Source organism: Streptomyces sp. AC512_CC834, assembly GCF_019049325.1.
GTDB lineage: Bacteria > Actinomycetota > Actinomycetes > Streptomycetales > Streptomycetaceae > Streptomyces.
The window spans coordinates 54,791-80,520 of the sequence record NZ_JAGMUO010000012.1 but is presented as its reverse complement, the minus strand read 5'-3'; the positions used below and the strand labels follow the sequence as shown (position 1 = coordinate 80,520).

At 71.3% G+C, this 25,730-nt stretch carries 20 protein-coding genes and 2 pseudogenes; 9 read left to right on the top strand and 13 right to left on the bottom strand.

Annotated elements, in window-relative coordinates:
- Window positions 1-367: 367 nt before the first annotated feature.
- Complete coding sequence (locus KUM40_RS03330; RefSeq protein WP_217162613.1) at window positions 368-1,042, top strand: hypothetical protein; 675 nt, start codon at window positions 368-370, stop codon at window positions 1,040-1,042.
- Window positions 1,043-1,076: 34 nt separating this feature from the next.
- On the opposite strand, the gene KUM40_RS03325 is transcribed toward KUM40_RS03330, so the two are convergent.
- The 3 genes from KUM40_RS03325 to KUM40_RS03315 all read right to left on the bottom strand — a co-directional run bounded on the left by KUM40_RS03325 (window position 1,077) and on the right by KUM40_RS03315 (window position 7,648).
- Window positions 1,077-2,501: a S28 family serine protease gene (locus KUM40_RS03325; RefSeq protein ID WP_217162611.1), complete on the bottom strand. Its 1,425-nt coding sequence runs from the start codon at window positions 2,499-2,501 to the stop codon at window positions 1,077-1,079.
- A 256-nt stretch (window positions 2,502-2,757) separates the two neighbouring features.
- Window positions 2,758-6,543 (bottom strand): ABC transporter ATP-binding protein, encoded by a 3,786-nt coding sequence (locus KUM40_RS03320; RefSeq protein ID WP_217162609.1) that lies wholly within the window; start codon window positions 6,541-6,543, stop codon window positions 2,758-2,760.
- A 100-nt stretch (window positions 6,544-6,643) separates the two neighbouring features.
- A complete protein-coding gene (locus KUM40_RS03315) occupies window positions 6,644-7,648 on the bottom strand; it encodes an esterase-like activity of phytase family protein (protein ID WP_217162607.1) in 1,005 nt (334 codons plus the stop codon).
- A 90-nt stretch (window positions 7,649-7,738) separates the two neighbouring features.
- On the opposite strand from KUM40_RS03315, the gene KUM40_RS03310 reads away from it, so the two are divergent.
- On the top strand, window positions 7,739-8,110 hold the full coding sequence (locus KUM40_RS03310; protein WP_217162605.1) for a hypothetical protein: 372 nt from the start codon (window positions 7,739-7,741) through the stop codon (window positions 8,108-8,110).
- A gap of 9 nt (window positions 8,111-8,119) precedes the next feature.
- Here the strand turns inward: KUM40_RS03310 and KUM40_RS03305 are convergent, their stop codons facing one another.
- From KUM40_RS03305 to KUM40_RS40980, 3 genes are all read right to left on the bottom strand, one after another.
- A complete protein-coding gene (locus KUM40_RS03305; RefSeq protein ID WP_217162643.1) occupies window positions 8,120-8,362 on the bottom strand; it encodes a hypothetical protein in 243 nt (80 codons plus the stop codon).
- Between the two features lie 258 nt (window positions 8,363-8,620).
- Window positions 8,621-9,298 carry a transposase gene (locus KUM40_RS40985; protein ID WP_308401054.1) on the bottom strand — a complete coding sequence of 226 codons (678 nt, stop codon included), beginning with the start codon at window positions 9,296-9,298 and terminating at the stop codon, window positions 8,621-8,623.
- 3 nt (window positions 9,299-9,301) lie between these two features.
- Window positions 9,302-9,658, bottom strand: coding sequence for a hypothetical protein (locus tag KUM40_RS40980; protein WP_254394473.1), 357 nt, complete (start codon window positions 9,656-9,658; stop codon window positions 9,302-9,304).
- A 213-nt stretch (window positions 9,659-9,871) separates the two neighbouring features.
- Between KUM40_RS40980 and KUM40_RS03295 the strand changes: the two genes are divergently transcribed.
- The 5 genes and pseudogenes from KUM40_RS03295 to KUM40_RS03275 all read left to right on the top strand — a co-directional run bounded on the left by KUM40_RS03295 (window position 9,872) and on the right by KUM40_RS03275 (window position 15,743).
- Window positions 9,872-11,251: an IS1380 family transposase gene (locus tag KUM40_RS03295; protein WP_217162603.1), complete on the top strand. Its 1,380-nt coding sequence runs from the start codon at window positions 9,872-9,874 to the stop codon at window positions 11,249-11,251.
- A gap of 251 nt (window positions 11,252-11,502) precedes the next feature.
- A pseudogene (locus KUM40_RS03290) lies at window positions 11,503-11,726 on the top strand (DUF397 domain-containing protein).
- A gap of 93 nt (window positions 11,727-11,819) precedes the next feature.
- A complete protein-coding gene (locus tag KUM40_RS03285; protein WP_217162601.1) occupies window positions 11,820-12,428 on the top strand; it encodes a hypothetical protein in 609 nt (202 codons plus the stop codon).
- Between the two features lie 78 nt (window positions 12,429-12,506).
- Window positions 12,507-14,765 carry a glycosyltransferase family 39 protein gene (locus KUM40_RS03280; protein WP_308401053.1) on the top strand — a complete coding sequence of 753 codons (2,259 nt, stop codon included), beginning with the start codon at window positions 12,507-12,509 and terminating at the stop codon, window positions 14,763-14,765.
- 153 nt (window positions 14,766-14,918) lie between these two features.
- Window positions 14,919-15,743 (top strand): endonuclease I family protein, encoded by an 825-nt coding sequence (locus tag KUM40_RS03275; RefSeq protein WP_217162597.1) that lies wholly within the window; start codon window positions 14,919-14,921, stop codon window positions 15,741-15,743.
- A gap of 125 nt (window positions 15,744-15,868) precedes the next feature.
- Here the strand turns inward: KUM40_RS03275 and KUM40_RS03270 are convergent.
- The 3 genes and pseudogenes from KUM40_RS03270 to speB form a co-directional block, all read right to left on the bottom strand.
- Window positions 15,869-16,253 (bottom strand): annotated as a pseudogene (locus KUM40_RS03270) (hypothetical protein); the annotation flags it as partial.
- A 42-nt stretch (window positions 16,254-16,295) separates the two neighbouring features.
- On the bottom strand, window positions 16,296-17,987 hold the full coding sequence (locus tag KUM40_RS03265; RefSeq protein ID WP_217162588.1) for a thiamine pyrophosphate-binding protein: 1,692 nt from the start codon (window positions 17,985-17,987) through the stop codon (window positions 16,296-16,298).
- Window positions 17,984-18,973, bottom strand: coding sequence for an agmatinase (gene speB / locus KUM40_RS03260; protein WP_217162586.1), 990 nt, complete (start codon window positions 18,971-18,973; stop codon window positions 17,984-17,986). Before speB ends, KUM40_RS03265 begins: the two co-directional genes overlap by 4 nt.
- Window positions 18,974-19,244: 271 nt before the next feature.
- Here speB and KUM40_RS03255 point away from each other — a divergent pair, with 271 nt between their 5' ends.
- Window positions 19,245-20,033, top strand: a complete 789-nt coding sequence (locus KUM40_RS03255) for a phosphatase (RefSeq protein ID WP_217162584.1) — start codon at window positions 19,245-19,247, stop codon at window positions 20,031-20,033.
- A gap of 18 nt (window positions 20,034-20,051) precedes the next feature.
- Here KUM40_RS03255 and KUM40_RS03250 read toward each other — a convergent pair whose 3' ends face one another.
- The 4 genes from KUM40_RS03250 to KUM40_RS03235 all read right to left on the bottom strand — a co-directional run bounded on the left by KUM40_RS03250 (window position 20,052) and on the right by KUM40_RS03235 (window position 24,002).
- Window positions 20,052-21,026 carry a cation diffusion facilitator family transporter gene (locus tag KUM40_RS03250; RefSeq protein ID WP_217162582.1) on the bottom strand — a complete coding sequence of 325 codons (975 nt, stop codon included), beginning with the start codon at window positions 21,024-21,026 and terminating at the stop codon, window positions 20,052-20,054.
- Between the two features lie 5 nt (window positions 21,027-21,031).
- Window positions 21,032-21,904 (bottom strand): acyl-CoA thioesterase II, encoded by an 873-nt coding sequence (locus KUM40_RS03245; RefSeq protein ID WP_217162580.1) that lies wholly within the window; start codon window positions 21,902-21,904, stop codon window positions 21,032-21,034.
- A gap of 28 nt (window positions 21,905-21,932) precedes the next feature.
- A complete protein-coding gene (locus KUM40_RS03240) occupies window positions 21,933-23,090 on the bottom strand; it encodes an acyl-CoA dehydrogenase family protein (protein ID WP_217162578.1) in 1,158 nt (385 codons plus the stop codon).
- 312 nt (window positions 23,091-23,402) lie between these two features.
- Window positions 23,403-24,002 carry a TetR/AcrR family transcriptional regulator gene (locus tag KUM40_RS03235; RefSeq protein WP_217162576.1) on the bottom strand — a complete coding sequence of 200 codons (600 nt, stop codon included), beginning with the start codon at window positions 24,000-24,002 and terminating at the stop codon, window positions 23,403-23,405.
- A gap of 96 nt (window positions 24,003-24,098) precedes the next feature.
- Here KUM40_RS03235 and KUM40_RS03230 point away from each other — a divergent pair, with 96 nt between their 5' ends.
- On the top strand, window positions 24,099-25,715 hold the full coding sequence (locus KUM40_RS03230; RefSeq protein ID WP_217162574.1) for a carboxyl transferase domain-containing protein: 1,617 nt from the start codon (window positions 24,099-24,101) through the stop codon (window positions 25,713-25,715).
- Window positions 25,716-25,730 lie beyond the last annotated feature (15 nt).

Here is a 25,730-nt window from a genome sequence, read left to right as displayed (position 1 = left end):
GCCGGGCGTCACCGGTCCTGGCCCGTCCTGACCCGTCCTGGCCGGGCGTCACCGGTCCCAGCCAGTCCGTGGCCGGGCATGGCCGGGCGTAGCCGACCTGGCCGGGCGTCACCGATCCCAGCCGAGCGTCGCCGGACCTAGCCGGGCGTCGCCGGGCGTGACCAGGCCTAGCCAGACCTGGCCGGGTATGGCCGGGCGTAGCCGACCTGGCCGGGCGTCACCGATCCCAGCCGGGTGTGGGGGCGTAGTGCGGGCTACGTCGCACGCCGGGGGCGGCCCCGGCGCCTGTGCGCAAAGCCTCCCGCGCGGCTGGCGTGCGCCCGTGGCCGCGGGTCACGCTGGACCGGGGAATCCGGGGGGGACGGCGATGCGTGAGCGAGGGGCCGCGGGGGTGTGGTGCGCGCTGTCGGCGCTGGCCGCCGTGCTGCTGACGAGCTGCCAGGGCCTGTCGGGCCCGGGGGACGGGGACTCGGGCGGGGACTCCGGCGGGGAAGGGACGGTCTCGGCGGGGGCGTCCGCCGACGCGCGGCGGTCCGGGTACGGGGCGGTGTTCCTGGCGATCGACGAGTGCAGCTCGTTCGGGACGGTGAGCACCACCGAGGTGTCCTGCGACAGCGAGCGGGCGGCGGCGCGGGTCGTGGCCCGGGAGGACGGCCGGGCGAGCGCCGGACCGCCGTGCCCCGCCACCACCGACTTCGTGCTGCACATCAGCGAGCAGCGCCCCTCCGCCGACGAGGACGGCGACGGGACCGTGCCCCGGGGGTACGCCTGCATGCGCAAGCTCCTCCCACCGCACCCCGGAGATCCGGGCGCCGGGGGCGGACCGCGCACCATCGTCGGCGACTGCGTCCGCGACACCGTCGGCACCGGCGACACAGGGGGCGGCAAGGTCCGGGAGACCTCGTGCGACGGCACGGGGGAGAAGAAGCCGCAGTACCAGGTGGTCCGGGCGGTCGTCGAACGGGCCGACTGCCCCGCCTCCACCACCCTGTACGTCCGTATCGGCGGCGACCGTCCGGTGGGCTGTGCCCGGCCGCTGTGAGCGGCGGCCGGGCACAGTCACCGTGCCGGTCGTGCTACGGACGCAGCGCCGGCTCGCGCTCGACGTCCCGCTTGTCCAGCCCGGCGTCGAACGTCGCCAGCGGCTTGGCCGCCGACGGGTCCTCCTGGACCTTGGCGGAGGCGACGCCCGCCCAGTCCAGGATGCGGGCCGTGGCCAGTGTCTTCTGGTCGGGCACCAGACCGGCCACGTTCGCACCGTGGTTCATGCCGGGCGCGGTCATGACGTAGGAGTCACGCGCGCCGTGGCCGAGGCGGAAGCGCTCGGCACCCCACGGGTCGTTCTCGCCGTACACGAACAGCATGTGCCGGGCGTGGTGCCGCACCCAGCGGTCGACGTTCCACATCGCCCACGGCTCGAACCGCATCGGGATCGAGCGGGGCACGAAGTTGCGCGGCGGCTGGTAGCCGTAGCGGATGTACTTCTTCTCGATGTGCGGGAAGTGGATCGTCGGTGCGCCCATCTGGGTGCCCGCCTGGTAGTAGTACGGCGTGTACCTCTCCAGACCCTGGTCGGTGTACGCGGAGAAGCCGGAGATGGTGTTGACGGAGTCCCAGATCGCCTCGTCGGTGGCGTTCTTGGCGTCGGCCGGGATGTCGGCGCAGTCGGCGAGGGTGCTGTACTGCCAGAAGCCCCAGACGTAGTCGAGGACGACGGCCTCGTAGGCGCGGTCGAGGTTGCCGATGGTGTCGAAGGTGTAGCCGTTCTCGGCCGCGTACGCCGCGTACTTCTTCTCGAGCGGCGCCCGGCGCACCAGCGCCTCGCGCTGCACCCCGTTCAGCTTGTCGCGGCACTCCTCGGTGCCGACGCCGGCGAAGAAGCGGTCGTAGGCCGAATCCTCGCGGTTCACCACGTCGTTGGGGGCGACGTAGGCGACGACGCCGTCCATGTCGCGCGGGTAGAAGCGCTCGTAGTAGGTGGCGGTCATGCCGCCCTTGGAGCCGCCGGTGGAGACCCAGTTCTTCGAGTAGATGCCCTTCAGGGCCTTGAAGATGCGGTGCTGGTCGCTGGCGGCCTGCCAGATGTCCAGCTTGGACCAGTCGGCCGGCTCGGGCCGGGACGGGGTGAAGTAGCGGTACTCCATGGAGACCTGGTTGCCGTCCACGATCTGGGTCGGCTCGCGGCGGCTGGGGTTCGTGGAGACGTTGTAGCCGCCGGTGTAGAACACCGTCGGGCGGCTCACGTCCTTGTGCAGCACGGTGATGCGCTGCTGGAACGTGCCCTTGGACGGGTGCCGGTGGTCCACCGGCTGGGTGTAGTTGAGGACGAAGAAGCGGTAGCCGGTGTACGGCTTCTCCTCGATCAGGCTCATGCCCGGTATGGACAGCAGCCGGTCCTTGATGTCGACGGCCTTCGGCTCGGCGGCGGTGGCCGCGCCCGCCGTGCTGACGGTGCCTATGAGCACCACGAGAGCCAGCAGCCATCTGAGCGCCTTGCGCATGCACCCTCCCTGTGAAACAGATGTCCGCCGGAAGCTATCGGAGCAAGCAGCGCGAACACCAGGGCGCGAACACCAGGGTCAACAGAGGATCCAGCCGGAGCTGCCTGGCCGCCCCGTGCCCGCACGCCTGCGGACATCGCCGCTTGGCGTCAGGCTGCTCGGGGCGGTAGGCCGGACAACTCCGCTGTCCGACAGGACGATCCCAACCCTGACGGGGCAGACACCTCGACGAACGTTCGGCAGTCACCCGCGCGCGTCAGCGGGTCGCGCCGACCGGCTCCTCCGGTTCGGCCGCTCCGACGAAGGTCCGCCACAGCCGCGCGTACCGTCCGTCGAGTGCCAGCAGTTCGTCGTGTGTACCGTCCTCGGCGACCCGCCCGTCGGCCATGACGACGACCCGGTCCGCGCGGGCGGCCGTGGTCAGCCGGTGCGCGACGACGAGCGTCGTACGGCGTCCCGCGACGCGGTCGGTGGCCTGGTTGACCTGGGCTTCCGTGGCCAGGTCCAGGGCCGCCGTCGCCTCGTCGAGGAGCAGGACGTCCGGGTCGACCAGCTCGGCGCGGGCCAGCGCGATCAACTGCCGTTGTCCGGCGGAGAGGTTGCGGCCCCGCTCGGCGACCTCGTGGAGGTAGCCGCCCGTGAGCGTGGCGATCATCTCGTGCGCGCCGACCGCCCGCGCCGCCGCCTCCACCTGGGCGTCGGTGGCGTCCGGACGGCCGTAGGCGATGGCGTCCCGGACGGTGCCGGTGAAGAGGTACGCCTCCTGCGGGACGACGCCCAGCCGGTGCCGGTAGGAGGTGAGGTCGAGGGCGCGCAGGTCCCGCCCGTCGACGGTGACCCGGCCGCCGGTCGGGTCGTAGAAGCGGGCCACCAGCTTCACCAGGGTCGACTTGCCCGCGCCGGTCTCGCCGACGAAGGCGACCGTCTGTCCGGCGGGGATGCGCAGGTCGATGCCGGTGAGGGCCGTCTCCGCCGCGTCGTCACCGCCGTACTTGAAGTCCACGTCCTCGAAGGCGATCTCGCCGCGCAGGGACGTGACCTCGGACGGCTTGTCGGCGGCCCGCGTCGAGGTCGGCTCGCGCAGCAGCTCCTGGATGCGGCCCAGGGAGACGGACGCCTGCTGGTAGCCGTCGAAGACCTGGGAGAGCTGCTGGACGGGTGCGAAGAACAGTTCGATGTAGAGGAGGTACGCCACCAGCGCGCCGGTCGTCAGCGTCGCGTCGTCGATCCGCCCGCCGCCCACGATCAGCACGACCGCGGCGGCGCCCGAGGAGAGGAGCTGCACGAACGGGAAGTAGATCGAGATCAGCCACTGCCCGCGGATGCGGGCCTGCCGGTAGCTGTCGCTGCGCTCGGCGAACCGCCGCCCGCCGTCCCGCTCGCGCCCGAAGGCCTGCACGATCCGCAGTCCCGCCACCGACTCCTGGAGGTCGGCGTTGACCGTGGACACCCGTTCCCGGGCCAGCTCGTAGGCCTTCACGCTGGCCTTGCGGAAGAAGTACGTGGCGATGATCAGCGGCGGCAGGGTCACGAAGACGATCAGTGCGAGCTGCACGTCGATCACCAGCAGGGCGACCAGGATGCCGAAGAAGGTGACGACCGAGACGAAGGCGGTGACGAGCCCCGTCTGCAGGAACGTCGACAGCGCGTCCACGTCCGTCGTCATCCGGGTCATGATCCGGCCGGTCAGCTCGCGCTCGTAGTAGTCGAGGCCGAGCCGCTGGAGCTGGGCGAAGATCTTCAGGCGGAGCGAGTACAGGATCCGCTCCCCGGTCCGGCCGGTCATGCGTATCTCGCCGGTCTGCGCCGTCCACTGGGCGAGCACGGCGAGCAGTCCGAGCAGCGAGGCCGCCCAGACCGCGCCGAGGGCGGCCTGGGTGACGCCGTCGTCGATGCCGTGCCGGATCAGCACCGGCAGCAGCAGCCCCATGCCCGCGTCCACGGCCACGAGGGCGAGGCTGATCAGCAGCGGTGCGCGGAAGCCGCGCAGCAGGCGCCGCAGGCCGTAGGACGACTCGGGCCGGACCGCCCGCGCCTCGTCGATGTCCGGGGTCCCGTCGGCCAGCGGCAGCGCGTCGACCTGGGCGAGCAGCTCCGGGGTGGCGGGGGTGCCGGCGAGCGCGGTGTCCTTGGGCGTACGGTCGCCGGTCCACAGGCGTGGCGTGACCCCGCGTTCGGCGTCGAACTCGGCGTCCAGCTCGTCGCGTACGGAGGTGTCCTCCGCGGGTGCCTCGGGCCGGGCGTGCCCCGGTGAGACGCCGCCCAGCTCGTCGGGGTCGGTGAGCAGGCGCCGGTAGAGGGCGGAGCGCTGCTGGAGTTCCTCGTGGGTGCCGAGGTCGGCGAGGCGGCCGCGGTCGAGGACGGCGATGCGGTCGGCGAGGCCCAGGGTGGAGCGGCGGTGGGCGATGAGGAGCGTGGTGCGGCCCCGCATGACCTGCTTCAGCGCCTCGTGGATCTCGTGCTCCACGCGGGCGTCCACGGCGGACGTGGCGTCGTCGAGGACCAGCAGCCGGGGGTCGGTGAGGATCGCCCGGGCGAGCGCGACGCGCTGGCGCTGGCCGCCGGAGAGGGTCAGCCCGTGCTCGCCGACGGTCGTGTCGTAGCCGTCGGGCAGCTCGGTGACGAACCCGTGCGCCTGCGCCGCCCGCGCGGCGGCCTCGATCTCCTCGTCGGTGGCGTCGGGATGGCCGTACGCGATGTTGGCGCGCACGGTGTCGGAGAAGAGGAAGGAGTCCTCGGGGACCAGCCCGATGGCGGCCCGCAGCGACTCGAGGGTCAGCTCGCGCACGTCGTGGCCGCCGACGAGGACGGCGCCGCGCGTCACGTCGTAGAAGCGCGGCAGGAGCAGCGAGACCGTGGACTTGCCGGAACCGGAGGACCCGACGACGGCGAGGGTCTCGCCGGCCCGGATCTCGAAGGAGAGCCCGTCGAGGACCGGCCTGCCCTCCGCGGACACCGTGGACGCCCCGGACTCCCCGGACTCCCCGGACCCCGCAGACGCCGCCGCGTAGCCGAAGGCGACGTCGTCGAACTCGACGGTCGCGGGCGCGTCGGCCGGCAGCGTCTTCGTGCCGTCCTCGATGCCCGGCTCGGTGTCGATCAGCTCCAGGACGCGCTCGGTGCCGGCGCGGGCCTGCTGGCCGACGGTGAGCACCATGGCGAGCATGCGGACCGGGCCGACGAGCTGGGCGAGGTAGGTGGAGAAGGCGACGAAGGTGCCGAGGGTGATGTGCCCGCGTACGGCCAGCCAGCCGCCGAGGGCCAGCATGGCGACCTGCCCGAGCGCGGGGACGGACTGGAGGGCCGGGGTGTAGGTGGCGTTCAGCCTGATCGTGCGCAGCCGCCCGGCGAAGAGCCTGCGCCCGACCTCCCTGAGCTTCCCCGTCTCCTGGTCCTCCTGCCCGAAGCCCTTCACCACGCGTACGCCGCTCACCGAGCCGTCGACCACACCGGCGACGGCCGCGGCCTGTGCCTGGGCGTACCAGGTGGCGGGGTGCAGGCGGGTGCGGCTGCGGCGGGCGATGAACCACAGGGCCGGGGCGACGGCCAGCGCGACGAGGGTGAGCGGCAGGGACAGCCACGCCATGATCACGAGGGAGATCAGGAAGAGCAGGACGTTCCCGATGGTCATCGGGAGCATGAACAGCAGGCCCTGGATGAGCTGGAGGTCACTGGTCGCCCGCCCGACCACCTGCCCGGTCGACAGCTCGTCCTGCCGCCGCCCGTCCAGCCGGGTGATCGTGTCGTACATGCCGGTGCGCAGGTCGTGCTGGACGTCGAGGGCGAGCCGGCCGCCGTAGTAGCGGCGGATGTACGTCAGGACGTAGACGACGACCGCTGCGCCGACGAGGAGACCGGCCCAGACGGCCATGTCCCTGGTCTTGTCGCCGATCACGTCGTCGATGATCACCTTGGTGATCAGCGGGACGAAGGCCATGACGGCCATGCCGCCCAGTGACGCACCGAGAGCGAGAACGACGTCCTTCGGGTACCGCCAGGCGTACCCCGCCAGTCGTCGTACCCATCCCCGTTGCGCGTCCACGCCGTGCCCTCCGGTCGGTCGTCCTGCTCATCTGATCTACCGGAAGGCACCAACACGGGCGAGCGGGGATTTCATCCCGCCGCAACATTCGAGGACTGTTTCAGACGCGCACGCGGAGCCTGAGAAAGCGGGTGGTCTGTACGTCGTTCCGGTTGTCGTCGCTGACGACGAGGACGTCGAGACGGCCTCCGGAACGGCCGGTCACGGTCATCCCCTCGAAGTTGTCGAGGAGCGGGTTGGGCTGGGGCTGCTTGGCGGTGGCGCCGAGGGAGGGGCAGTCGCCGAGGTCGGCGAGAAGGGTCTTGCCGAGCGTGGTGCCGCCGCGGTGCCGGTCGGCGAGCTGGAGGCGGACGGTGTTGCCGACACCGGAGGTGAAGCCGCGCTCCAGGACGAGGAGGCGTCCGTCGGGCGTCGCGGCGACCTCGGAGACGCCGAGCCCGGGGTCCGTCCGGTAGGTGTACTGGGCACCGAGCCGGAAGTCGCCGTGCCGCGTCCGCTGCCAGGTCTGGAAACGGACCAGGTCGGCCGGGTCTCCGTCGAGCGGGTACTCCATCGAGGCGACCAGGGTCCGCCCGCCGGGCAGGAGCGTGAGCCCCTCGAAGCTGCCGTTGGCCCGGGCGCGGCCCGCGGGAGCGGTACGGAGGTCGTCCGGCACGGGGAGGCGGTCGAGGATCCGGCCGGTGCGGGAGTAGCGGCGGACGGACGGCTCGGTCTCGGAGGAGACGAGGTACGTACCGTCGCCGTCGGCGACCAGTCCCTCGGAGTCGAGCGCGGCGCCCTTCTCGTCGGCCAGCGTGATCACGCCCCGCGGCCTCAGGGTGCGGGCGTCCAGCCGGAACAGCTCGGACCGGTCGGAGAGCGCGGCCAGGGAGCGGTGCCCGTCGCGGGTGAGGGCGGAGAGGTTGCCGACGTAGGTCTCGTCGTACGTCGTCTTGTCGAGGGCGTCGGAGAAGCCGGTGAGGGAGACGGAGCGGGAGCAGTCGTTCCGCTGGTGACTCTGGTGACTCTCCTGTGCGGCGGCCGGTCCGGCGGCGGTCAGGCAGCCGGCCGCCGCGAGTCCCGCAGTGAGGGCGGCGAGGGCGGTACGGAGGGTTCTGGGGCGCATGGCCGTCACCCTAGGACGACGGGATGGACGGAAGTTGGCCGCTTTTCGAAAGGTGGGATGCGGGGGCGTCCGGATGGCAAGTAATGCTCCATGCCAGAGCAGAGGGAAGGCGGTCAGCGATTGGCCGGGCGGCTGTACGCGACGCTGCGGGTGCTGAAGTTCATCGCGGATCCCGGCCGCCGCAAACCGACTCTCCAGGATGACTTCAAGGACAAGGACAGTCCGCGGCAACGGATCCAGGCTCTGAAGCTGGACCTCTTCGAGGACCTGGTGACCGCCGTCCAGAAGGGCCGGCACGCGAAGGAGATGGCCGAGGTGTTCCGCGCGATGCCCGCCGTGGTGCCGCTCAGGCAGGGCGCCCTCAAGGACAACCTCGGCACACCAGAACTGGCCGAGCTCAACGCGGGCTACCGCGCCCAGCTCACGACCCTCAAGGAGGCCCTGCCCAAACTGCTCGACTGACCGCCGCGTTCAGGGCAACCGCATGCCCCGGCTCTCGGCGATCCGGTGGACGTCCGTCAGCGCCTCGCACATCCGGGTCAGCAGGAAGCGGAGCTGTTCGGGCGTCGCGCGCGCGTCGACGAGCAGGTCGGCGGCGTGGTCCAGCAGGTCTTGGACCATGTCGAGTCGGGTGGTCTCGATGACATCGGCGATCCGGGACAGCGGTCCGTCGCCGTCGGTCAGCAGGTAGCAGGGCTTGCCCTCGGACCCCATCCAGGGCAGCAGCCGGGCGGTGCGCGTGCCGTCGTTCACCGCGCGGCCTCCACGCCGTGGATCACCCGCGGCCCGAGGTCGATCCCGTGCACCGCGAACCACAGGGCCCGGCGTCGTGCCGCTGTCGCCGGACAGGGCGCCTACCATCACGCGTTGAGCGATGCACTGTCCCTGCGTCAACTACCCGGCCCTGAAGGGCCGGGCTTGCAGGCAGAGTGAGAGCTGATGCCCCACTGTGGTTCCCTGCGTCCGGTACCGCTAGGCGGTACTGGGGCGGTTGACTGCGCCCCGCTGCCACACAGCATCGGCGCGGTGGGCGATATTGCGGGAGCCGTTGTGGTCCGCGTGCAGCACGGTCCCGCAGGACCGGCATACGAACCTTGCTTGATCCACTCGGTTGGTCCGGTGGGTGTGCCGGCACTCCGAGCACTGGCGGGAAGTGTTGCGCGGGTCCACGTGGACCACGGGCACACCAGCCCGCTTGGCCTTGTACTCGACAAAGGAGCCGAGTTGGGCGAACGCCCAGGAGGAAAGCCGTGCCCGCTGGTCCTTCTTGGCCGTAACCCTCTGCCGGATACCGGTCAGGTCTTCCAGACCGATACCCCGGGAGGTGCGTTCAGCGGTGGTCACGAGCTTCTTGGCGATGATGTGGTTGCGCTGGGTGGCGTACCGGGCTTCCTTGCGCCGCTGGCGCTTGAGGACACGGGCCGCACTCCTGGTGCGCTTCTTCTGCAGCTTCGAGCGCAGGTCACGCTTGCGCTGTCGGTACCGGTTGGCCTGCCGGCCGGACATGATCCGCCCGTCGCTGGTGGTGGCGATGTTGACGATCCCGAGGTCCACGCCGAGGAAGCCGTCCGACTCGCCCTTGCGGGAGGCCAGGAGCTTCATCGCCTCGGGCGAGCACACGAACGGGACGCCCTTGAGCCGCCCGGCCACCGTCTAGACGGACACGGTCCGATCGTCCAGGTTCCCGGTCAGAATCCGGTCGTCGTACGGCTGCGCCGAGGTCTCATGGAACCCGATCGGCTTCGCCTCGGCCTTGTTCCGCCGCTTCGATCCCTGTGGTCCGTAGTTCCCGGCCCGCAGGTTCGCCCTGAGCGTGGCGTAGGTATCACACACCTTCTTGACCGTGCGCACGGCGGCCTGCGCCCCGAGATCAAAGTCGGCCTTGATCCGGTAGTACACGGCATCCTGCAACACGTTCCGGCGCTTGAGGCCGTTCGCGAACGCCACCTTGGGCCGCGTTCGCGGCCCGGTTGCAGGCACGCAGGGTCGCTGCCAGTGCATCCGCGTCATGAGCGGACACAGGCAGCAGGCCTTTCGCCCCGGCGGCGAAACTCCGCCGGTTGCCCTGCTCCGCAGGAGCTTCGATTCCTCCCCGCCCTAACCTCGCGCTTTCGCGAGTGGGTCTGTCCGGGGCTTGATCAAATAAGCGGAGAGTGCTGCTGACCTGCAACGATGGGACTTGTCGAGGGTCCTGTCAGCTGCGAGGAAAGAAGCACTCTCCAGGTGAAGAAGCGTAGCGGGTCGTATCCGTGTGTTCGTGTCGAGGGCGGCGGCCGTGGGGTGGTCTCGCAGGCCGGGGCGGTGCTGCTGGTCGAGACGGTTCGCAAGTCCGGGCTGGACACCGCGATATCGGCTGCACTGGCGCCGTGGCGCAAGCCGCGGGCGGTGCACGATCCGGGGAAGATCCTGCTGGACGTGGCTCTGGCCGTCGCGCTCGGCGGGGACTGTCTGGCCGACGTCGGCATGCTGCGGGCCGAGCCCGATGTGTTCGGCCCCGTTGCCTCCGATCCGACGGTCTCCCGTCTCGTCGACGCTCTCGCTGCAGCCGGCCCGAAGGCTCTCACCGCGATCCGGTCGGTGCGGTCCGAAGTGCGGTTACGGGTCTGGGAGTTGGCCGGTGCGGATGGTCCGGCCGCCGGTGGCACCGTGATCGTGGACATCGACGGCGTCCTCGTCCTGGCGCACTCCGAGAAGCAGGATGCCACCGCGACCTGGAAGAAGACCTTCGGCCATCATCCGCTCGTCGCGTTCGTCGACCACGGCGAGGCCGGGTCCGGGGAACCGGTGGCCGCGCTGCTGCGGCCCGGCAACGCGGGCTCCAACACCGCCGCCGACCACATCGAAACCGCCCAACTCGCCCTGGCCCAACTCCCCAAGCACCTGCGGCGGGGCCGGCAGACTCTGATCCGCACCGACTCCGCCGGCGGGACCCATGCCTTCCTCGACTGGCTCTCCCGCCGGGGCCGGTGGCTGTCGTATTCCGTCGGAATGACCATCACCGACACCCTCCACCAGGCCGTCCTGAAGATCCCGAAGAAGGCATGGACACCGGCCTACGACGCAGACGGCACCGAGCGGCCCGGCGCCTGGGTCGCAGAGATCACCGACATCCCCGACCTGAGCACGTGGCCCAAGGGCATGCGGCTGATCGTCCGCAAAGAACGGCCGCACCCCGGCGCCCAGTTGCGCTTCACCGACCTCGACGGACTTCGGCTCACCTGCTTCGCGACCAACACCCAAGGCGGCCAGCTCGCCGACCTCGAACTGCGTCACCGCCGCCGGGCCCGCTGCGAGGACCGCATCCGAGGCGCCCGCGACACCGGACTGCGCAATCTGCCCCTGCACGACATGGCACAGAACCGGATCTGGCTGGAGATCGTCCAGATCGCACTCGACCTCCTCGCCTGGATGCCAATGCTCGCCCTGACTGCAGAAACCCGCCGCTGGGAGCCCAAACGGCTTCGCCTGCGGCTGTTCTCCGCCGCCGCCCAGCTGGTCACCACCGGCCGCCGCCGCTGGCTCCGCTTCACCGCCCGATGGCCCTGGACTGATGTGATCACCCGCGCGATCCAGCGACTCGCAGCCCTGCCAAACCCCGGCTGACCAGAGACTCCGACCGTCCCGACGAGCCACAGCAACATCCCGGAGCCGTGGAACCCCGGCGCCCACCCGACGCGACAGCCGGGCCGCCAACCTGCCCCAGCCCACGAAATTCCGCACCACGCAAGCACAGAGTCCCCGTCAGCGAACCGACGAGGACTCATGAACGATCGAGGCTAAGACGGGGCATCCTCGAAGGAGATCAGGTGAAACGCTCGCCCTGCTCAAGTCGACGGTGAAGGACTACGAAGACGATGTATGAGCACATTGCGAACGCGGCCGAACTCGTCGGTTGGCGCCGGTCCACGTACAGCGGCAATGAGGCCGGCAGTTGTGTGGAGGTGGTAGACGCGTACGCATCCGGGATACCCGTGCGGGATTCGAAGGTGCCGGGGGACCGGCGCTGGTGTTCTCGGCGGCCGGCTGGGCGTCGTTCGTCACGGCCCTCAAGCGACACCCCTCTCCCTCAAAACGGTGAACAATCCAACCCTCCCTGTCCTCCACCCGCTCATACGAGTGGCCGCATGACAAAAACCTCCGAAGTGCTCACGTTTTCCCGACCATAGGGACCATGAGCCCGGCCCCCTGGCACGACCGCAACCCCCTCAGCACAGGCCACGTGATCAGCACGGTGCGTACACTCATGCGCTCCGACGGCCTCGACGTGTCCGTGGCCGCCATCGCCCGCGCGTGCGGGACCTCGCGCAACTTCCTCTACGAGAACTGGAAAACCGCGTCCGCGCTCCACCTGCGCGCGCTGACGGTCGAACTGGCGCAGAGCTTCGTCGTCGCGGACCGCACCCACCCCAGCGACGGCACGGTCGACGGCATCGCCGAGCACCTGGCGCAGGTCGTACGGGTCGTCCGGCGCCATCCGACGACCGCTGCCGTCGCGCGTACCTCACTCACGGCGAGGGCGAAGGCGCACACCACGACCGACGGTCCTCTGGTGCGGGTCGTGACAGAGCGTGTGGGCGATCTGCTGCACCCGCTCGCTCCACGTGGCGGGATCTGGGGCGATCCCGTTCTGCACTCGCGGCCGTGGAAGATTCTTTGGATCGCCCGTCCCGCGGCCCTCTGCCCCGAGGCCGTCGGCGACGAGGAATGGGAGGGCAGCCTGGACGCGGCCTTCGCCGAGCTGCTGCGTGACCTGCTCACCCCATGGGCCACCAAGGAGTGACCCTCCCGGCACGGGATTCACAGCCCGCCCCCAGTCCGAGCACAGCCCATGCCCATCGGGCGTGGACACGGTGGCGTGGTGACATCTGCCACCGCTCCACTGCACGCGGCCACCGAGCCGCCCGTACCGTCCGCCGCACCCGGCGCGCCACGATGGTCGCTTCCGGTCCTGCTGGCGATCCTCGCCCTGGCGGCCGGGCTGTACTCCTGGAACCTGTCCGGGGCCGGGCTGAACAGCTTCTACAGCGCCGCCGTGCTCAGCGGCACGGAGAGCTGGAAGGCCTGGTTCTTCGGCTCGCTGGACGCGGGGAACTTCCTCACCGTCGACAAGCCGCCCCTCGCCCTGATGGTCATGGGGCTCTCCTGCCGCCTCTTCGGGTACGGGACCTGGCAGATGATGCTGCCGATGGTCCTGGCCGCCCTGGGGACGATCTGGATCCTGCACGGCTCGGTGAAGCGGGTGTGGGGCCACGGCGCTGCGGCGGTCGCCGCGCTGGTGCTGGCGCTGACCCCGATCACGGTCGCCATCAACCGGGACAACAACCCCGACACCCTGCTGGTGTTCCTGATGGTGGCCGGGGCGGCGCTGGGCCTGCGCGCCGTCCGTGACGGGCGGCTGGTTCCCCTGCTGGGGTCGGCGGCGTGCTTCGGACTGGCGTTCAACACGAAGATGCTCCAGGGCTACATCGCTCTGCCGGCGGTCTTCCTCGTCTACGTGTACGCGACGGACCTCGGCTGGACGAAGCGGCTCAGGAACCTGGCGCTCGCCGCCGTCACGCTGGCCGTCTCCAGTTTCTGGTGGGCGACGGCGGTGTCCCTGGTGCCGGCCTCCGAGCGGCCGTACATCGGCGGTTCGACGGACGGCACGGCCTGGGACCTGATCATGGGCTACAACGGCCTCGGCCGGGTCTTCGGCGGCGACGGCAACATGGGCGGGGGCGGCGGTGGAGGCGGCGGATTCTCCGGCACCGCGGGCATCGGCAGGATGTTCAACGACGCCCTCGGTGGCCAGATCTCCTGGCTGCTCCCCTTCGCGGGCATCGCACTCGTCGGCGGTCTGGTGCTGCGCGGCAAGGCACCCCGCACCGACCTCACGCGCGCCGCGCTGGTGCTCTGGGGCGGCTGGACGGCGCTGCACTACCTGACCTTCTCCATGGCCGAGGGCACCATGCACCCGTACTACACGACCGCGCTCGCACCCGGCATCGCGGCGCTGTGCGGGGGCGGCGGCGTCATGCTGCTGCGCGCCTTCAGGACCGACCGGCGGTGGGTGTGGGTGCTGCCGCTCGCCCTCGGGGTCACGGGCGTGTGGGCGATCGTGCTGCTGCGCCGCGCCTCGGGCTGGAACACCTGGCTCTGGCCGACGGTCGCGGTGGTCATGGCGCTGGCGATCGCCGGGCTGCTCGTCTTCCGTTCGGGGCGCCGGCTGCGGCTGCTGGCGGTGTCGATGGCGGCGGCCGTCGTCGCGGCGGTGGCGGGCCCGGCGGCGTACGCCTGGTCGGTACCGTCCGGTTCGGGCGGCGCCATGGGCGGCACCAACCCGACCGCCGGCCCCACGACGGGCGGCGGCATGGGCGGCCCGGGCGGCGGGGGAGGGGGCCGCGACGGAGGGGGCCAGGGCGGCTTCCCGGGCAGCGGTGGCGAGGGGCCCGGCGGCCGGCCGCCGAACGGCCAGGGCGGCCCGGGCGGCGGCACCTCGCCGGGACGCGACGAGCTGCCCAGCGACGCCGAGTTGCCCAACAACGGCCAGACCCCCGGCGACACCGGGGACCCCACCGGCACGCCCCCGAACGGCACGCTTCCGGACAGCGGCACGGATTCCGGCTCCGACTCGGGCTCCGGCAACGGCGTCGGCGCGGGCGGACAGCCGGGCAGCGCAGGCGGCTTCGGCGGCGGCATGGGGGGCGACACGAGCAGTGAGCTGGTCGCCTATCTGAAGAAGCACCAGGACGGGGCCACCTGGCTCCTGGCGGTGTCGAGTTCGCAGAGCGCCTCGCAGCTCATCCTCAGCAGCGGCGAACCGGTCATCTCCATGTGGGGCTGGTCCGGCAGCGACAACGCGATGACCCTGGCAAGGCTCAAGGAGCTGGTCAAGAAGGGCGAGTTGCACTACGTCCAGGTGGGAGGCGGAGGCATGGGCGGAGGCATGGGCGGCGGCAGGGGCGGCGACTTGGGCCTCAGCTCCGAGGTGACCCAGTGGGTCCAGGAACACGGCACGGTCGTCGAGGCGAGCGAGTACGGCGGCGCCTCGTCGTCGGACTCGTCGGACTCGTCGGACGTGCAGTCGCAGAGCACGTCGGGCGACGTCTACCGGCTGGACCCGGCAGACGTGAACTGACCCCAGGCGCACCGACCATCACAGCGGCCTCCGACCCTCACGGTCGGGGGCCGCCATCACGTAATCGACACCCTCCGTACACCCCACCTCCCACATGTCCATGTCACGCTCGTTCCACCGTTCCACTCCACACGCGTAGATCGGACACCCCACATGCTCGCGATACGCACGCGGCGACGGAAAGCGGCGGCCCTCGCAACGGCCGCCGTACTCGCCGGACTCGCCGCCCCCTCACTGACGGCGACCACCGCAACGGCGACGACGGCCGCACCCACGACCGTGACGTCGGACTACGACTCGACGTACTACAAGGACGCGATCGGCAAGACGGGTGCGGACCTCAAGTCGTCGCTCCACACGATCATCAGCGACCAGACGAAACTGTCGTACTCGGCGGTCTGGGACGCGTTGAAGGCCACCGACGAGGACCCGGCCGACAGCGGCAACGTCGTCCTGCTCTACTCGGGCGTCTCCCGCAGCAAGTCCCTCAACGGCGGCGACACCGGCGACTGGAACCGCGAGCACGTGTGGGCCAAGTCCCACGGCGACTTCGGCACCGCCACCGGCCCCGGCACCGACCTGCACCACCTGCGCCCCTCGGACGTCCGGGTCAACAGCGACCGGGGCAACAAGGACTTCGACAACGGTGGCAGCGCCGTCGACAACGGCGGCGGCAGCCTCACGGACTCCGACTCCTTCGAGCCGCGCGACGCGGTCAAGGGCGACGTGGCCCGCATGATCTTCTACATGGCGGTCCGCTACGAGGGCGGCGACGGCTTCGCCGACCTGGAGGTCAACGGCCAGGTCGACAACGGCAGCAACCCGTACATCGGGAAGCTGTCCGTGCTGAAGGCGTGGAGCGACGAGGACCCGCCGGACGCCTTCGAGGAGCACCGCAACCAGGTCATCTACGACGACTACCAGCACAACCGCAACCCGTTCGTCGACCACCCGGAGTGGGTCGAGTCGATCTGGTAGGCCTCACCGGGGCTGAACCCCCTTACCCGAGGGGCGTTCAGCCCGGCATACCGGACATCACCCATCCAGAGCCGCCGTCGCGCCGGGGGAGGGGCGTGGCTCGCCCCCGCACCGGCCACCCCCGCCGCCGCGAGGCCCTGCGGGCGGTCGCTCCGGGCCAGCTCGTCCAACGGGCAGTGGACACCGACGAACAGCACGTCCTCAGGCCGCAGCACCGTCAGGCAGTCGAGCAGCCGCCACGGCTCGCTCAGCACATGGTCGACCACGATGTCGTTGCCCGCCTCCGCCATGGCCGCGATCGACCGGTGGAAGCCCATCCTGGTCCGCCGCAGCGCGGCATCGAGCTCCTCCGCCCCGAGCTCCCGCCTACTGCGCATCGCGTTGAAGCCGTCGATCGACCGCCATGTGGAAGAAGACGCCATCGTCCAGGACGCCCAGAAGCTCCCTGGCGATGCTCGACTCCCCGAACTGGAGGTGCGGTTGGCGCTTTTGCCGGGACAGACTGTCCAAACACCGACCGCTTCCTCACACCGCGAACAGTCGATCGGGTGATCAGTCCGAGCCCGGATGCGTCGGCGCGAACATGCGCAGTACGGCGGGGAGGACGACCACCGAGGGCCCCGGTGCGGCCAGGGCCTTCGCGAGGTCTGCCGCCAGCGTCTCCGGTGATGTCCGCACGCCCGGCACTCCGAACGACTCGGCCAGGGCCACGTAGTCGGGGCGGGTCAGTTCGGTCGCCGTCGGCTGTCCGAAGGCGTCGGTCATGTACTCGCGCAGGATGCCGTAGCCGCCGTCGTCGACGATGAGCCAGGTGACGCTCAGGTTGTACTGGCGGGCGGTGGCCAGCTCGGCGATCGAGTACAGGGCGCCGCCGTCGCCGGAGACGGCCAGCACCGGGTGGGTGGGGTCGGCGGCCGCGGCGCCGAGGGCCGCCGGGAAGGCGTAGCCGAGGCCGCCGGCGCCCTGGGCCGAGTGCATGGTGTTGGGGGCCTTGGCGTCGAAGGCGGACCATGCCCAGTAGGCCAGGATGGTCATGTCCCAGAAGGAGGGGGCGCCGGACGGGAGGGCGTTGCGGACGGCGGCGAGCACGTCCTGTTCGAGGGTGAGTTCCTGGGACGCGATGCGCTCGCGCACCTGGTCCAGTACGGCCCGCACGCGCTCCGGGGCGGTCGGGTCGGTGCGCTCCGCCACCGTCTCGAGGAGGGCCTGGAGGGCGAGGCGGGCGTCGGCGTGGATGCCGAGGGCCGGGTGGTTGGACTCCAGTTTGCCGAGGTCGGCCTCGATCTGGACGATGCGGCCGCGGGGCTTGAACGTGTGGTAGTTCGAGGAGAGTTCGCCGAGGCCCGAGCCGACGACGAGGAGGACGTCGGCGTCCTCCAGGAAGTCCGTGGTGTGCCGGTCCTCCAGCCAGGACTGGAGGGAGAGAGGGTGCGTCCAGGGGAAGGCGCCCTTGCCGCCGAAGGTCGTGACGACGGGGGCCTGGAGGCGTTCCGCGAGCTGCCGGAGCTTCTTCGACGCGTCCGCCCGGACGACTCCGCCGCCCGCGATGATCGCCGGGCGCTGCGCACCCGACAGCAGGTGAGCCGCCACCGCCGTCAGTTCGGGGCGCGGGGGCAGTTCCTCGGGGAAGGTGTCGCCGCCGGTCACCACCGGGATCGAGGTCTCGGCGAGCAGGACGTCCTGCGGGATCTCCACCCACACCGGGCCGTGCGGGACGGTCAGCGCCGACGTCCACGCCTCCGCGATCGCAGACGGGATCTGGGACTGGGCGCGGACGGTGTGGACGGACTTGACCACGCCCCGGAAGGAGGCGGCCTGGTCGGGGAGTTCGTGGAGGTAGCCGTGGCGGCCGCCGCCGAGGCCCGCCGTGGGGACCTGGCTGCTGATCGCCAGGACGGGGGCGGAGGCCGCCCGTGCCTCCTGGAGCGCGGCGAGGGAGGTGAGGGCTCCGGGGCCGGTCGACAGGAGCAGCGGGGCCGCCTCGCCGGTGATCCGGCCGTACGCGTCGGCCGCGAAACCGGCGTTGTTCTCCACCCGCAGGCCGATGTAGCGCAGGTCGGAGCGGCGCAGCGCGTCGAACATGCCGAGGGCGTGCTGGCCGGGCAGGCCGAAGACGGTGGTCGCGCCGAGCCCGGCCAGGGTCTCCACGACCAGGTCTCCGCCGTTGCGGCCGGGGGGAGGGTTCAGCGCGGCCTCCGTCTGGGCGGCGGTCGGACGGAGCACCAGGTCGTGGTCGTGGGTCACTTGGTCTCGGTCTCCTGGTCCGTGGCGCGGGCCTGCCCGATCTGGCGGCTCATGATGGTGGTGAGTTCGTAGGCGGTGTGGGACGCCGCGACCGACGTGATCTCGGCGTGGTCGTAGGCGGGGGCCACCTCGACGACGTCGGCCGACACCAGGTTGCAGGATGCCAGGCCGCGCAGGATCTCCAGGAGTTCGCGCGAGGTCATGCCGCCGGCCTCGGGGGTGCCGGTGCCGGGGGCGTGGGCGGGGTCGAGGCAGTCGATGTCGATGGAGATGTACAGGGGGCGGTCGCCGATGCGCTGCCTCAACTGGTCGGCGACCTCGTCGGCGCCGCGGCGGTAGAGGTCGGCGGAGGTGACGATGCCGAAGCCCATCTTCTCGTCGTCGGTGAGGTCCTTCTTGCCGTACAGCGGGCCACGGGTGCCGACGTGGGAGAGCGCGGAGGTGTCCAGGACGCCCTCCTCCACCGCGCGGCGGAAGGGCGTGCCGTGCGTGTACTCGGCGCCGAAGTAGGTGTCCCAGGTGTCCAGGTGGGCGTCGAAGTGGAGCAGGGCGACAGGGCCGTGCTTCTTGGCGACCGAGCGGAGCAGCGGCAGGGCGATGGTGTGGTCGCCGCCCAGGGTCATCAGGCGGGCGCCGGTGCCGAGGAGGTCGTCGGCGGCGGCCTCGATCGTCTCGACGGCCTCGTTGATGTTGAAGGGGTTCACGGCGATGTCGCCGCCGTCCGCGACCTGGGCGAGGGCGAACGGGGCGGCGTCCTGGGCCGGGTTGTAGGGGCGCAGCAGGCGGGAGGCCTCGCGGATGGCGTTGCCGCCGAAGCGGGCGCCGGGGCGGTAGGAGACGCCCGAGTCGAACGGAACGCCCACGACGGCGACGTCGGCGGCGCCGACCTCGTCAAGGCGGGGCAGCCGGGCGAAGGTCGCGGGGCCGGCGTACCGGGGGACGCGGGAGGAGTCGACGGGGCCGCGGGGCGTCTCGTTGCTGCTCATGTACTGCCTTCCTTCTTACGCTTCGTCGCGTATGTACTGCTGCTGTCCGACTGTACTGGCGGGTGGGACAGCCGGTCGTCGCAGCGTAGGCGGGCCGAATGAGCGTGCGAAATGTACATTCCGTCCATGCGCGCCCTCGGGACTGGAGGAAACGGCCATCGGGCCGGGGCCGGCCGGGACCGGCCGGGGTCGGCCGCTCCCCGATCGTGACCCGCGTCCCAGCGGGTGACATGCCGGAGACTGGCGCAGGCCGCTGCCGCACAATGGAGCCATGCCGATACCCGGGACGCCCAGCCGCGCCGAACTCGCCGAGCACCTCGTCAGAACACGTATCGCGGGCGACGTCGCCACGCCCCGCGAGAACAACCTCTCCCACTACCGGAAGCTGGCGAACGGCGACCGGCACTTCTGGCTCGGCCTGGAGCTGGGCGACCGCTGGAGCGACGAGCAGGACGTGCTCGCGGTGATGGCGGAACGGGTCGGCGTCAACGACGACCCGGAGTACCGGTACGGCCAGGACACCATCGACCCCGAGCTGACCGTGGCCGCGCTGGAGCGGATGGCGGGGCGGCTGCGCAAGGCGGCCGACGGGGGGCAGCGGGTGCTGTTCGCCACCGGTCACCCGGGCGGCCTGCTCGACGTGCACCGCGCCACGGCCGCCGCGCTGCGCGCCGCGGGCTGCGAGATCGTCGTGATCCCGGAGGGGCTGACGACGGAGGAGGGGTACGTCCAGCAGTTCGCGGACGTGGCGGTGCTGGAGCACGGCGCCTCGCTGTGGCACACCCACTCCGGTGAGCCGATGAAGGCGATCCTGACCGGCCTGGAGCGCGCGGGCCGCCCGCTGCCGGACCTGGTGGTGGCCGACCACGGCTGGGCGGGTTACGCCGGTCAGCACGGCGTGGACTCGCTCGGCTACGCGGACTGCAACGACCCGGCCCTCTTCCTCGCGGAGTCCGAGGGCACCCTCCAGGTGGCGATCCCGCTGGACGACCACGTGGTCAGCCCGCGCTACTACGACCCGATGACGGCGTACCTGCTGACGGAGGCGGGGCTGAAGTAGCCCACGCGCTTCAAGGGTCTACGGCCAGGGGTTCAGCCCCTCCGTGCGGCGCTGCGCGAAGCCCGGCGTCGGGTCGAGGTAGACCCGGCGCACGATCGGGAACTCCTCGCGCAGCCGCTGCTCGGCCCGCTCGCACGCCCACTCGATCTGCGCCGCGGTCGACACGTCCCGGAAGTCGACCTTGGCGGCGACCAGCGCCTCCCGCGGCCCCTGCACGAGGGTGGTCAGCTCGAGTACGGCCTCGATGTGCTCGACGGCCACCAGTTCCGCCCGGATCCGCTCCCGCACGGTGCGGGGCAGCGGGCGGCCGACGAGGAACTCGGCGTTGGAGCGGCCCAGCACCCAGGCGACGTACAGCAGCAGGGCGCCGATGCACAGCGAGGCGACGCCGTCCCAGACGCCGGAGCCGCTGAGCTGCCCGCCGAGCAGTCCGCCCGCGGCCAGCAGCAGTCCGGCCAGCGCGGCGGAGTCCTCCATGACGACGGCCTTGACGGCGGTGTCGGGGGTGCGGCGCAGGTAGCGGCCGAAGGAGACGCGGTGGTGGGCGGCCTCGCCGCGGACCTGGCGCAGGCCGGTGCGCAGCGAGTAGCCCTCCAGCACGAAGGCGACGGCCAGGACGATGTACGAGATGAGCGGGTCGCCGAGGTCCTCGCCGTGGGTGAGCGTGTGGATGCCGTCGTAGAGGGAGAAGACCGCGCCGCCGACGAAGGTGGCGACGGCGGCGAGCAGCGCCCAGATGTACCGCTCGGGTCCGTGGCCGAGGGGATGGTCCTCGTCGGCGGGGCGCACGCTGCGTTTGAGCGAGGTCAGCAGCATCACCTCGGTGACGGTGTCGGCGACCGAGTGCGCGGCCTCGGACATCATCGCGCTGGACCCGCTGATCACACCGGCGACCGCCTTGGCGACGGCGATGCCCAGATTGGCGAAGGCGGCGACAAGCACCGTGAAGGTGCTGTCGCCGCCGCCGGTCTTCTCGTTCGCGGAGGGCGCCATGCCGCTCAGTGTTCCCGAGGGACGCGCACCACGCCTTCCTGAATGACCGAAATGGCGAGCCGGCCGTCCTGCGTGTGGATGCGGGCCTGGCCGAGGCCCCGGCCGCCGGACGCGGACGGCGACTGCTGGTCGTACAGCAGCCATTCGTCGGCGCGGAAGGGCCGGTGGAACCACATGGCGTGGTCCAGTGAGGCCCCGACGACGTCGCCGACGGCCCAGCCGCCGCGGCCGTGGGCGAGCAGGACCGAGTCGAGGAGGGTCATGTCGGAGACGTAGGTGGCGAGGACGACGTGCAGCAGGGGGTCGTCCGAGAGTTTGCCGTTGGTGCGGAACCACACCTGGGAGTGCGGCTCGCGCGGGGTGCCGAAGTCCCCGTACGGCGGGTCGTCGACGTGGCGCAGGTCGACGGCCGCGCGGGCCTCGAGGAAGCGTTCGACGGTCTCGGCGGGCAGGTGTGGGTAGCCGCGCAGCCGTTCCTCGCCGGTGGGGACGGTCGCCGGGTCCGGTGCGGGCGGCATCGGGGCCTGGTGGTCGAGGCCATCCTCGTACGTCTGGAAGGACGCCGACAGGGTGAAGATCGGTTTGCCGTGCTGGACGGCGACCACGCGGCGGGTGGTGAAGGAGCGGCCGTCGCGCAGGCGGTCGACGTTGTAGACGATGGGGGCGCCCGGGTCGCCGGGGCGCAGGAAGTACGCGTGCAGGGAGTGCGCGTGCCGGTCCTCGGGGACCGTGCGCCCGGCGGCGACCATGGCCTGGGCGGCCACCTGCCCGCCGAAGACCCGGGGGACGACGGCGGAGCGGGAGTGGCCGCGGTAGATGTCCTCCTCGATCCGCTCGAGGTCGAGCAGGTCGAGGAGGGACTGGAGTGCTTCGCTCATGTCCTGGAGACTCCGGGGAATCCGCGGTCTACAGGCCCATGTTCTTCGCGATGATCATCTTCATGACCTCGCTGGTGCCGCCGTAGATGCGGTTGACGCGGTTGTCCGCGTACAGGCGGGCGATCGGGTACTCGTTCATGTAGCCGTAGCCGCCGTGAAGCTGGAGGCAGCGGTCGATGACGCGGTGGGCGACCTCGGTGCAGAACAGCTTGGCGCTGGCGGCCTCGGCGGGGGTGAGTTCACCGGCGTCCAGGGCCTCGGTGGCGCGGTCGGCGACGGCCTCGGCGGCGTCCACCTCGGCCTGGCAGGCGGCCAGCTCGAACTTGGTGTTCTGGAAGTGGGCGACCGGCTTCCCGAAGACGGTGCGGTCCTGCACGTAACTCTTGGCGAACCGGACGGCGGCCTTGGCCTGGGCGTAGGCGCCGAAGGCGATGCCCCAGCGCTCGGAGGCCAGGTTGTGGCCAAGGTAGGAGAAGCCCTTGTTCTCCTCGCCGAGCAGGTCCTCGACGGGCACCTTGACGTCGACGAAGGCCAGCTCGGCGGTGTCGGAGGTGCGCAGGCCCAGCTTGTCCAGCTTGCGGCCGACGGAGTAGCCCTGGGACTTGGTGTCCACGGCGAACAGGGATATGCCGTGACGGCGGTCCTCGGCCGTGGGCGCGTCGGTGCGGGCGCAGACGATGACCTTGTCGGCGTGGACGCCGCCGGTGATGAAGGTCTTGGCGCCGTTGAGGACGTAGTGGGTGCCGTCCTCGGAGAGCTTGGCGGTGGACTTCATGCCGGCGAGGTCGGAACCGGTGCCGGGCTCCGTCATCGCGATGGCCCACATCTCCTCGCCGGTGACGAACTTCGGCAGGAAGCGCTTCTTCTGCTCGTCGGTGGCCAGCATGTTGATGTAGGGCAGGGCGAGCAGCACGTGGACGCCGGAGCCGCCGAACTGGACGCCGGCGCGGGCGGTCTCCTCGTAGAGGACGGCCTCGAACTTGTGGCTGTCCATGCCGGCGCCGCCGAACTCCTCGGGCACGTTGATGCCGAAGAGGCCCAGGTCGCCGAGCTTGTGGTAGAAGTCGCGCGGCGCCTGGCCGGCGGCGAACCACTCGTCGTAGACGGGGACGACCTCGGCCTCGATGAAGGCGCGCAGGGTCTCCCGGAACGCCTCGTGGTCCTCGTTGAACACCGTACGGCGCACCGCGCCACCTCCAGGGTACGTATCTAAGCGCTTGCTCAGACTTCACCGTACCGGCGGGTAGGGAGGGCCGTCCAGGGTGGGAGGCGGGTAACCCTCGTCACTCCGTGACACGGCGACACCTCGCCACCGGCGACGCAAGGGCGCGGTCGGCCGCCACTGCCGCCCGGGGCTCCGCCCCGGACCCCGGCCTGTGCCCACCCACCACCCGACTCGGTCGGCCGAGAAGTGAGGGACCGAGGCGCGGTCGGCCGAGGGACGAGGTGCCGGGGCCCGGCGTCAGGTCCCGGACGGGCCGGGCGCCCTACGCCGCCCCTACGCCGCCCCCACCGCCGCGAACGCCCCCCGTGCCATCCGGTGCAGCAGTGCCGCCGTGACCGCGCGGCCCGGCAGGGAGCCGGGGCGGCCGAGGTGCGGGGTGGAGTTCAGGAGGCCGAAGACCGAGTGGACCGCGGAGCGGGCGGCGGGCTCAGTGACGGCCGGGTAGACCTCGCGGAGCACCCCGACCCACAGCTCGACGTACTGCCGCTGCAACTGCCGCACCATCTTGCGGTCGGTGTCCCGCAGGCGGTCCAGCTCGCGGTCGTGCAGGGTGATGAGCGGGCGGTCGTCGAGCGCGAAGTCGATGTGGCCCTCGATGAGCGAGTCGAGTACCACGTCGGCGCCGGTCGCCGCGCCCGCCTCCGCCAGCCGCCGCTTCGCCCCGGTCAGCAGCGAGTCGCTGATCCCGACCAGCAGCTCGGCGAGCATCGCGTCCTTGCCGGCGAAGTGCCGGTAGAGCCCGGGGCCGCTGATGCCGACCGCGGCGCCTATCTCGTCGACGCCGACCCCGTGGAAACCCCGCTCGGCGAAGAGCCGGGCGGCCTCCTTGAGGATCTGCTCGCGGCGGGTGGGGGCGTCGGTTCTGGTGGCCATGGAGCCAATTCTAGACAGGGCGGTTAGCGGTCGTTAACCTGAAGGAAACGCGTTAACGCTCATTAACTGGTCGACCACTGGTGAGGGGACCGCAGGATGCACGAGGCACCGGAGCTGACGACGGCGGCAGATCCCGCGTCCGAGTCCTTTCGGGCCAACGAGGAGGCGCACCGCGTCCTCGTTCAGGAGCTGCGCGCCAAGCTCGCCGCGGCCCGGCTCGGCGGCGGGGAGCGGGCTCGGGCCCGGCACACCGCGCGCGGCAAGCTGCTGCCGCGCGACCGCGTGGACACGCTGCTCGATCCGGGCTCGCCGTTCCTGGAGCTGGCGCCGCTCGCGGCCGACGGGCTCTACGACGGAGCGGCCCCGGCCGCCGGCGTGATCGCCGGGATCGGGCGGGTGAGCGGCCGGGAGTGCGTGGTCGTCGCCAACGACGCCACCGTCAAGGGCGGCACGTACTACCCGATGACCGTGAAGAAGCACCTGAGGGCGCAGGAGGTGGCGCTGGAGAACCGGCTGCCGTGCCTGTACCTCGTGGACTCCGGGGGCGCCTTCCTGCCGATGCAGGACGAGGTGTTCCCGGACCGCGAGCACTTCGGGCGGATCTTCTACAACCAGGCCCGGATGTCCGGCGCCGGCATCCCGCAGATCGCCGCCGTCCTCGGCTCCTGCACGGCGGGCGGCGCGTACGTCCCGGCGATGAGCGACGAGGCGGTGATCGTCCGCGATCAGGGCACGATCTTCCTGGGCGGCCCGCCGCTGGTGAAGGCGGCCACCGGTGAGGTGGTCACGGCGGAGGAGCTGGGCGGCGGCGAGGTCCACTCCCGGATCTCGGGCGTCACCGACCACCTCGCTCAGGACGACGCGCACGCCCTGCGCATCGTGCGGCAGATCGTCTCCACCCTGCCGGAGCGCGGCCCGCTCCCCTGGGGCGTGGAGCAGGCCGTCGAGCCGAAGGCCGACCCGAACGGGTTGTACGGCGCGGTCCCGGTGGACTCCCGTACCCCCTACGACGTGCGCGAGGTCATCGCGCGCGTGGTGGACGGCTCCCGGTTCGCCGAGTTCAAGTCCGAGTACGGGCAGACCCTGGTCACCGGCTTCGCCCGCATCCACGGCCACCCCGTCGGCATCGTCGCCAACAACGGCATCCTGTTCTCCGAGTCGGCCCAGAAGGGCGCCCACTTCATCGAGCTGTGCGACCAGCGCGGCATCCCGCTGGTCTTCCTCCAGAACATCTCCGGGTTCATGGTGGGCAGGGACTACGAGGCCGGTGGCATCGCCAAGCACGGCGCCAAGATGGTCACGGCGGTCGCGTGCACGCGCGTGCCCAAGCTGACGGTGGTCGTCGGCGGGTCGTACGGCGCCGGGAACTACTCGATGTGCGGGCGGGCGTATTCGCCGCGCTTTTTGTGGATGTGGCCCAACGCCAAGATCTCCGTGATGGGCGGCGAGCAGGCCGCGTCCGTGCTGGCCACGGTGAAGCGGGACCAGTTCGAGGCGCGCGGCGAGGAGTGGCCGGCCGAGGAGGAGGAGACCTTCAAGGCACCGATCCGCGCCCAGTACGAGAGCCAGGGCAACGCCTACTACGCGACCGCCCGCCTGTGGGACGACGGGGTCGTCGAGCCCGCCGACACCCGCCAGGTGCTGGGTCTGGCCCTGACCGCGTGTGCCAACGCGCCACTGGGCGAGCCCCGGTTCGGCGTCTTCCGGATGTGAGGAGGGGACCTGTGG

Coding starts and splice junctions, on each gene's coding strand:
- KUM40_RS03330 (WP_217162613.1), top strand. CDS start 368: ATGCGTGAGCGAGGGGCCGCGGGGGTGTGGTGCGCGCTGTCGGCGCTG.
- KUM40_RS03325 (WP_217162611.1), bottom strand. CDS start 2,501: ATGCGCAAGGCGCTCAGATGGCTGCTGGCTCTCGTGGTGCTCATAGGC.
- KUM40_RS03315 (WP_217162607.1), bottom strand. CDS start 7,648: ATGCGCCCCAGAACCCTCCGTACCGCCCTCGCCGCCCTCACTGCGGGA.
- KUM40_RS03310 (WP_217162605.1), top strand. CDS start 7,739: ATGCCAGAGCAGAGGGAAGGCGGTCAGCGATTGGCCGGGCGGCTGTAC.
- KUM40_RS03305 (WP_217162643.1), bottom strand. CDS start 8,362: ATGGGGTCCGAGGGCAAGCCCTGCTACCTGCTGACCGACGGCGACGGA.
- KUM40_RS40980 (WP_254394473.1), bottom strand. CDS start 9,658: ATGACGCGGATGCACTGGCAGCGACCCTGCGTGCCTGCAACCGGGCCG.
- KUM40_RS03285 (WP_217162601.1), top strand. CDS start 11,820: ATGAGCCCGGCCCCCTGGCACGACCGCAACCCCCTCAGCACAGGCCAC.
- KUM40_RS03275 (WP_217162597.1), top strand. CDS start 14,919: ATGCTCGCGATACGCACGCGGCGACGGAAAGCGGCGGCCCTCGCAACG.
- speB (WP_217162586.1), bottom strand. CDS start 18,973: ATGAGCAGCAACGAGACGCCCCGCGGCCCCGTCGACTCCTCCCGCGTC.
- KUM40_RS03255 (WP_217162584.1), top strand. CDS start 19,245: ATGCCGATACCCGGGACGCCCAGCCGCGCCGAACTCGCCGAGCACCTC.
- KUM40_RS03250 (WP_217162582.1), bottom strand. CDS start 21,026: ATGGCGCCCTCCGCGAACGAGAAGACCGGCGGCGGCGACAGCACCTTC.
- KUM40_RS03245 (WP_217162580.1), bottom strand. CDS start 21,904: ATGAGCGAAGCACTCCAGTCCCTCCTCGACCTGCTCGACCTCGAGCGG.
- KUM40_RS03235 (WP_217162576.1), bottom strand. CDS start 24,002: ATGGCCACCAGAACCGACGCCCCCACCCGCCGCGAGCAGATCCTCAAG.
- KUM40_RS03230 (WP_217162574.1), top strand. CDS start 24,099: ATGCACGAGGCACCGGAGCTGACGACGGCGGCAGATCCCGCGTCCGAG.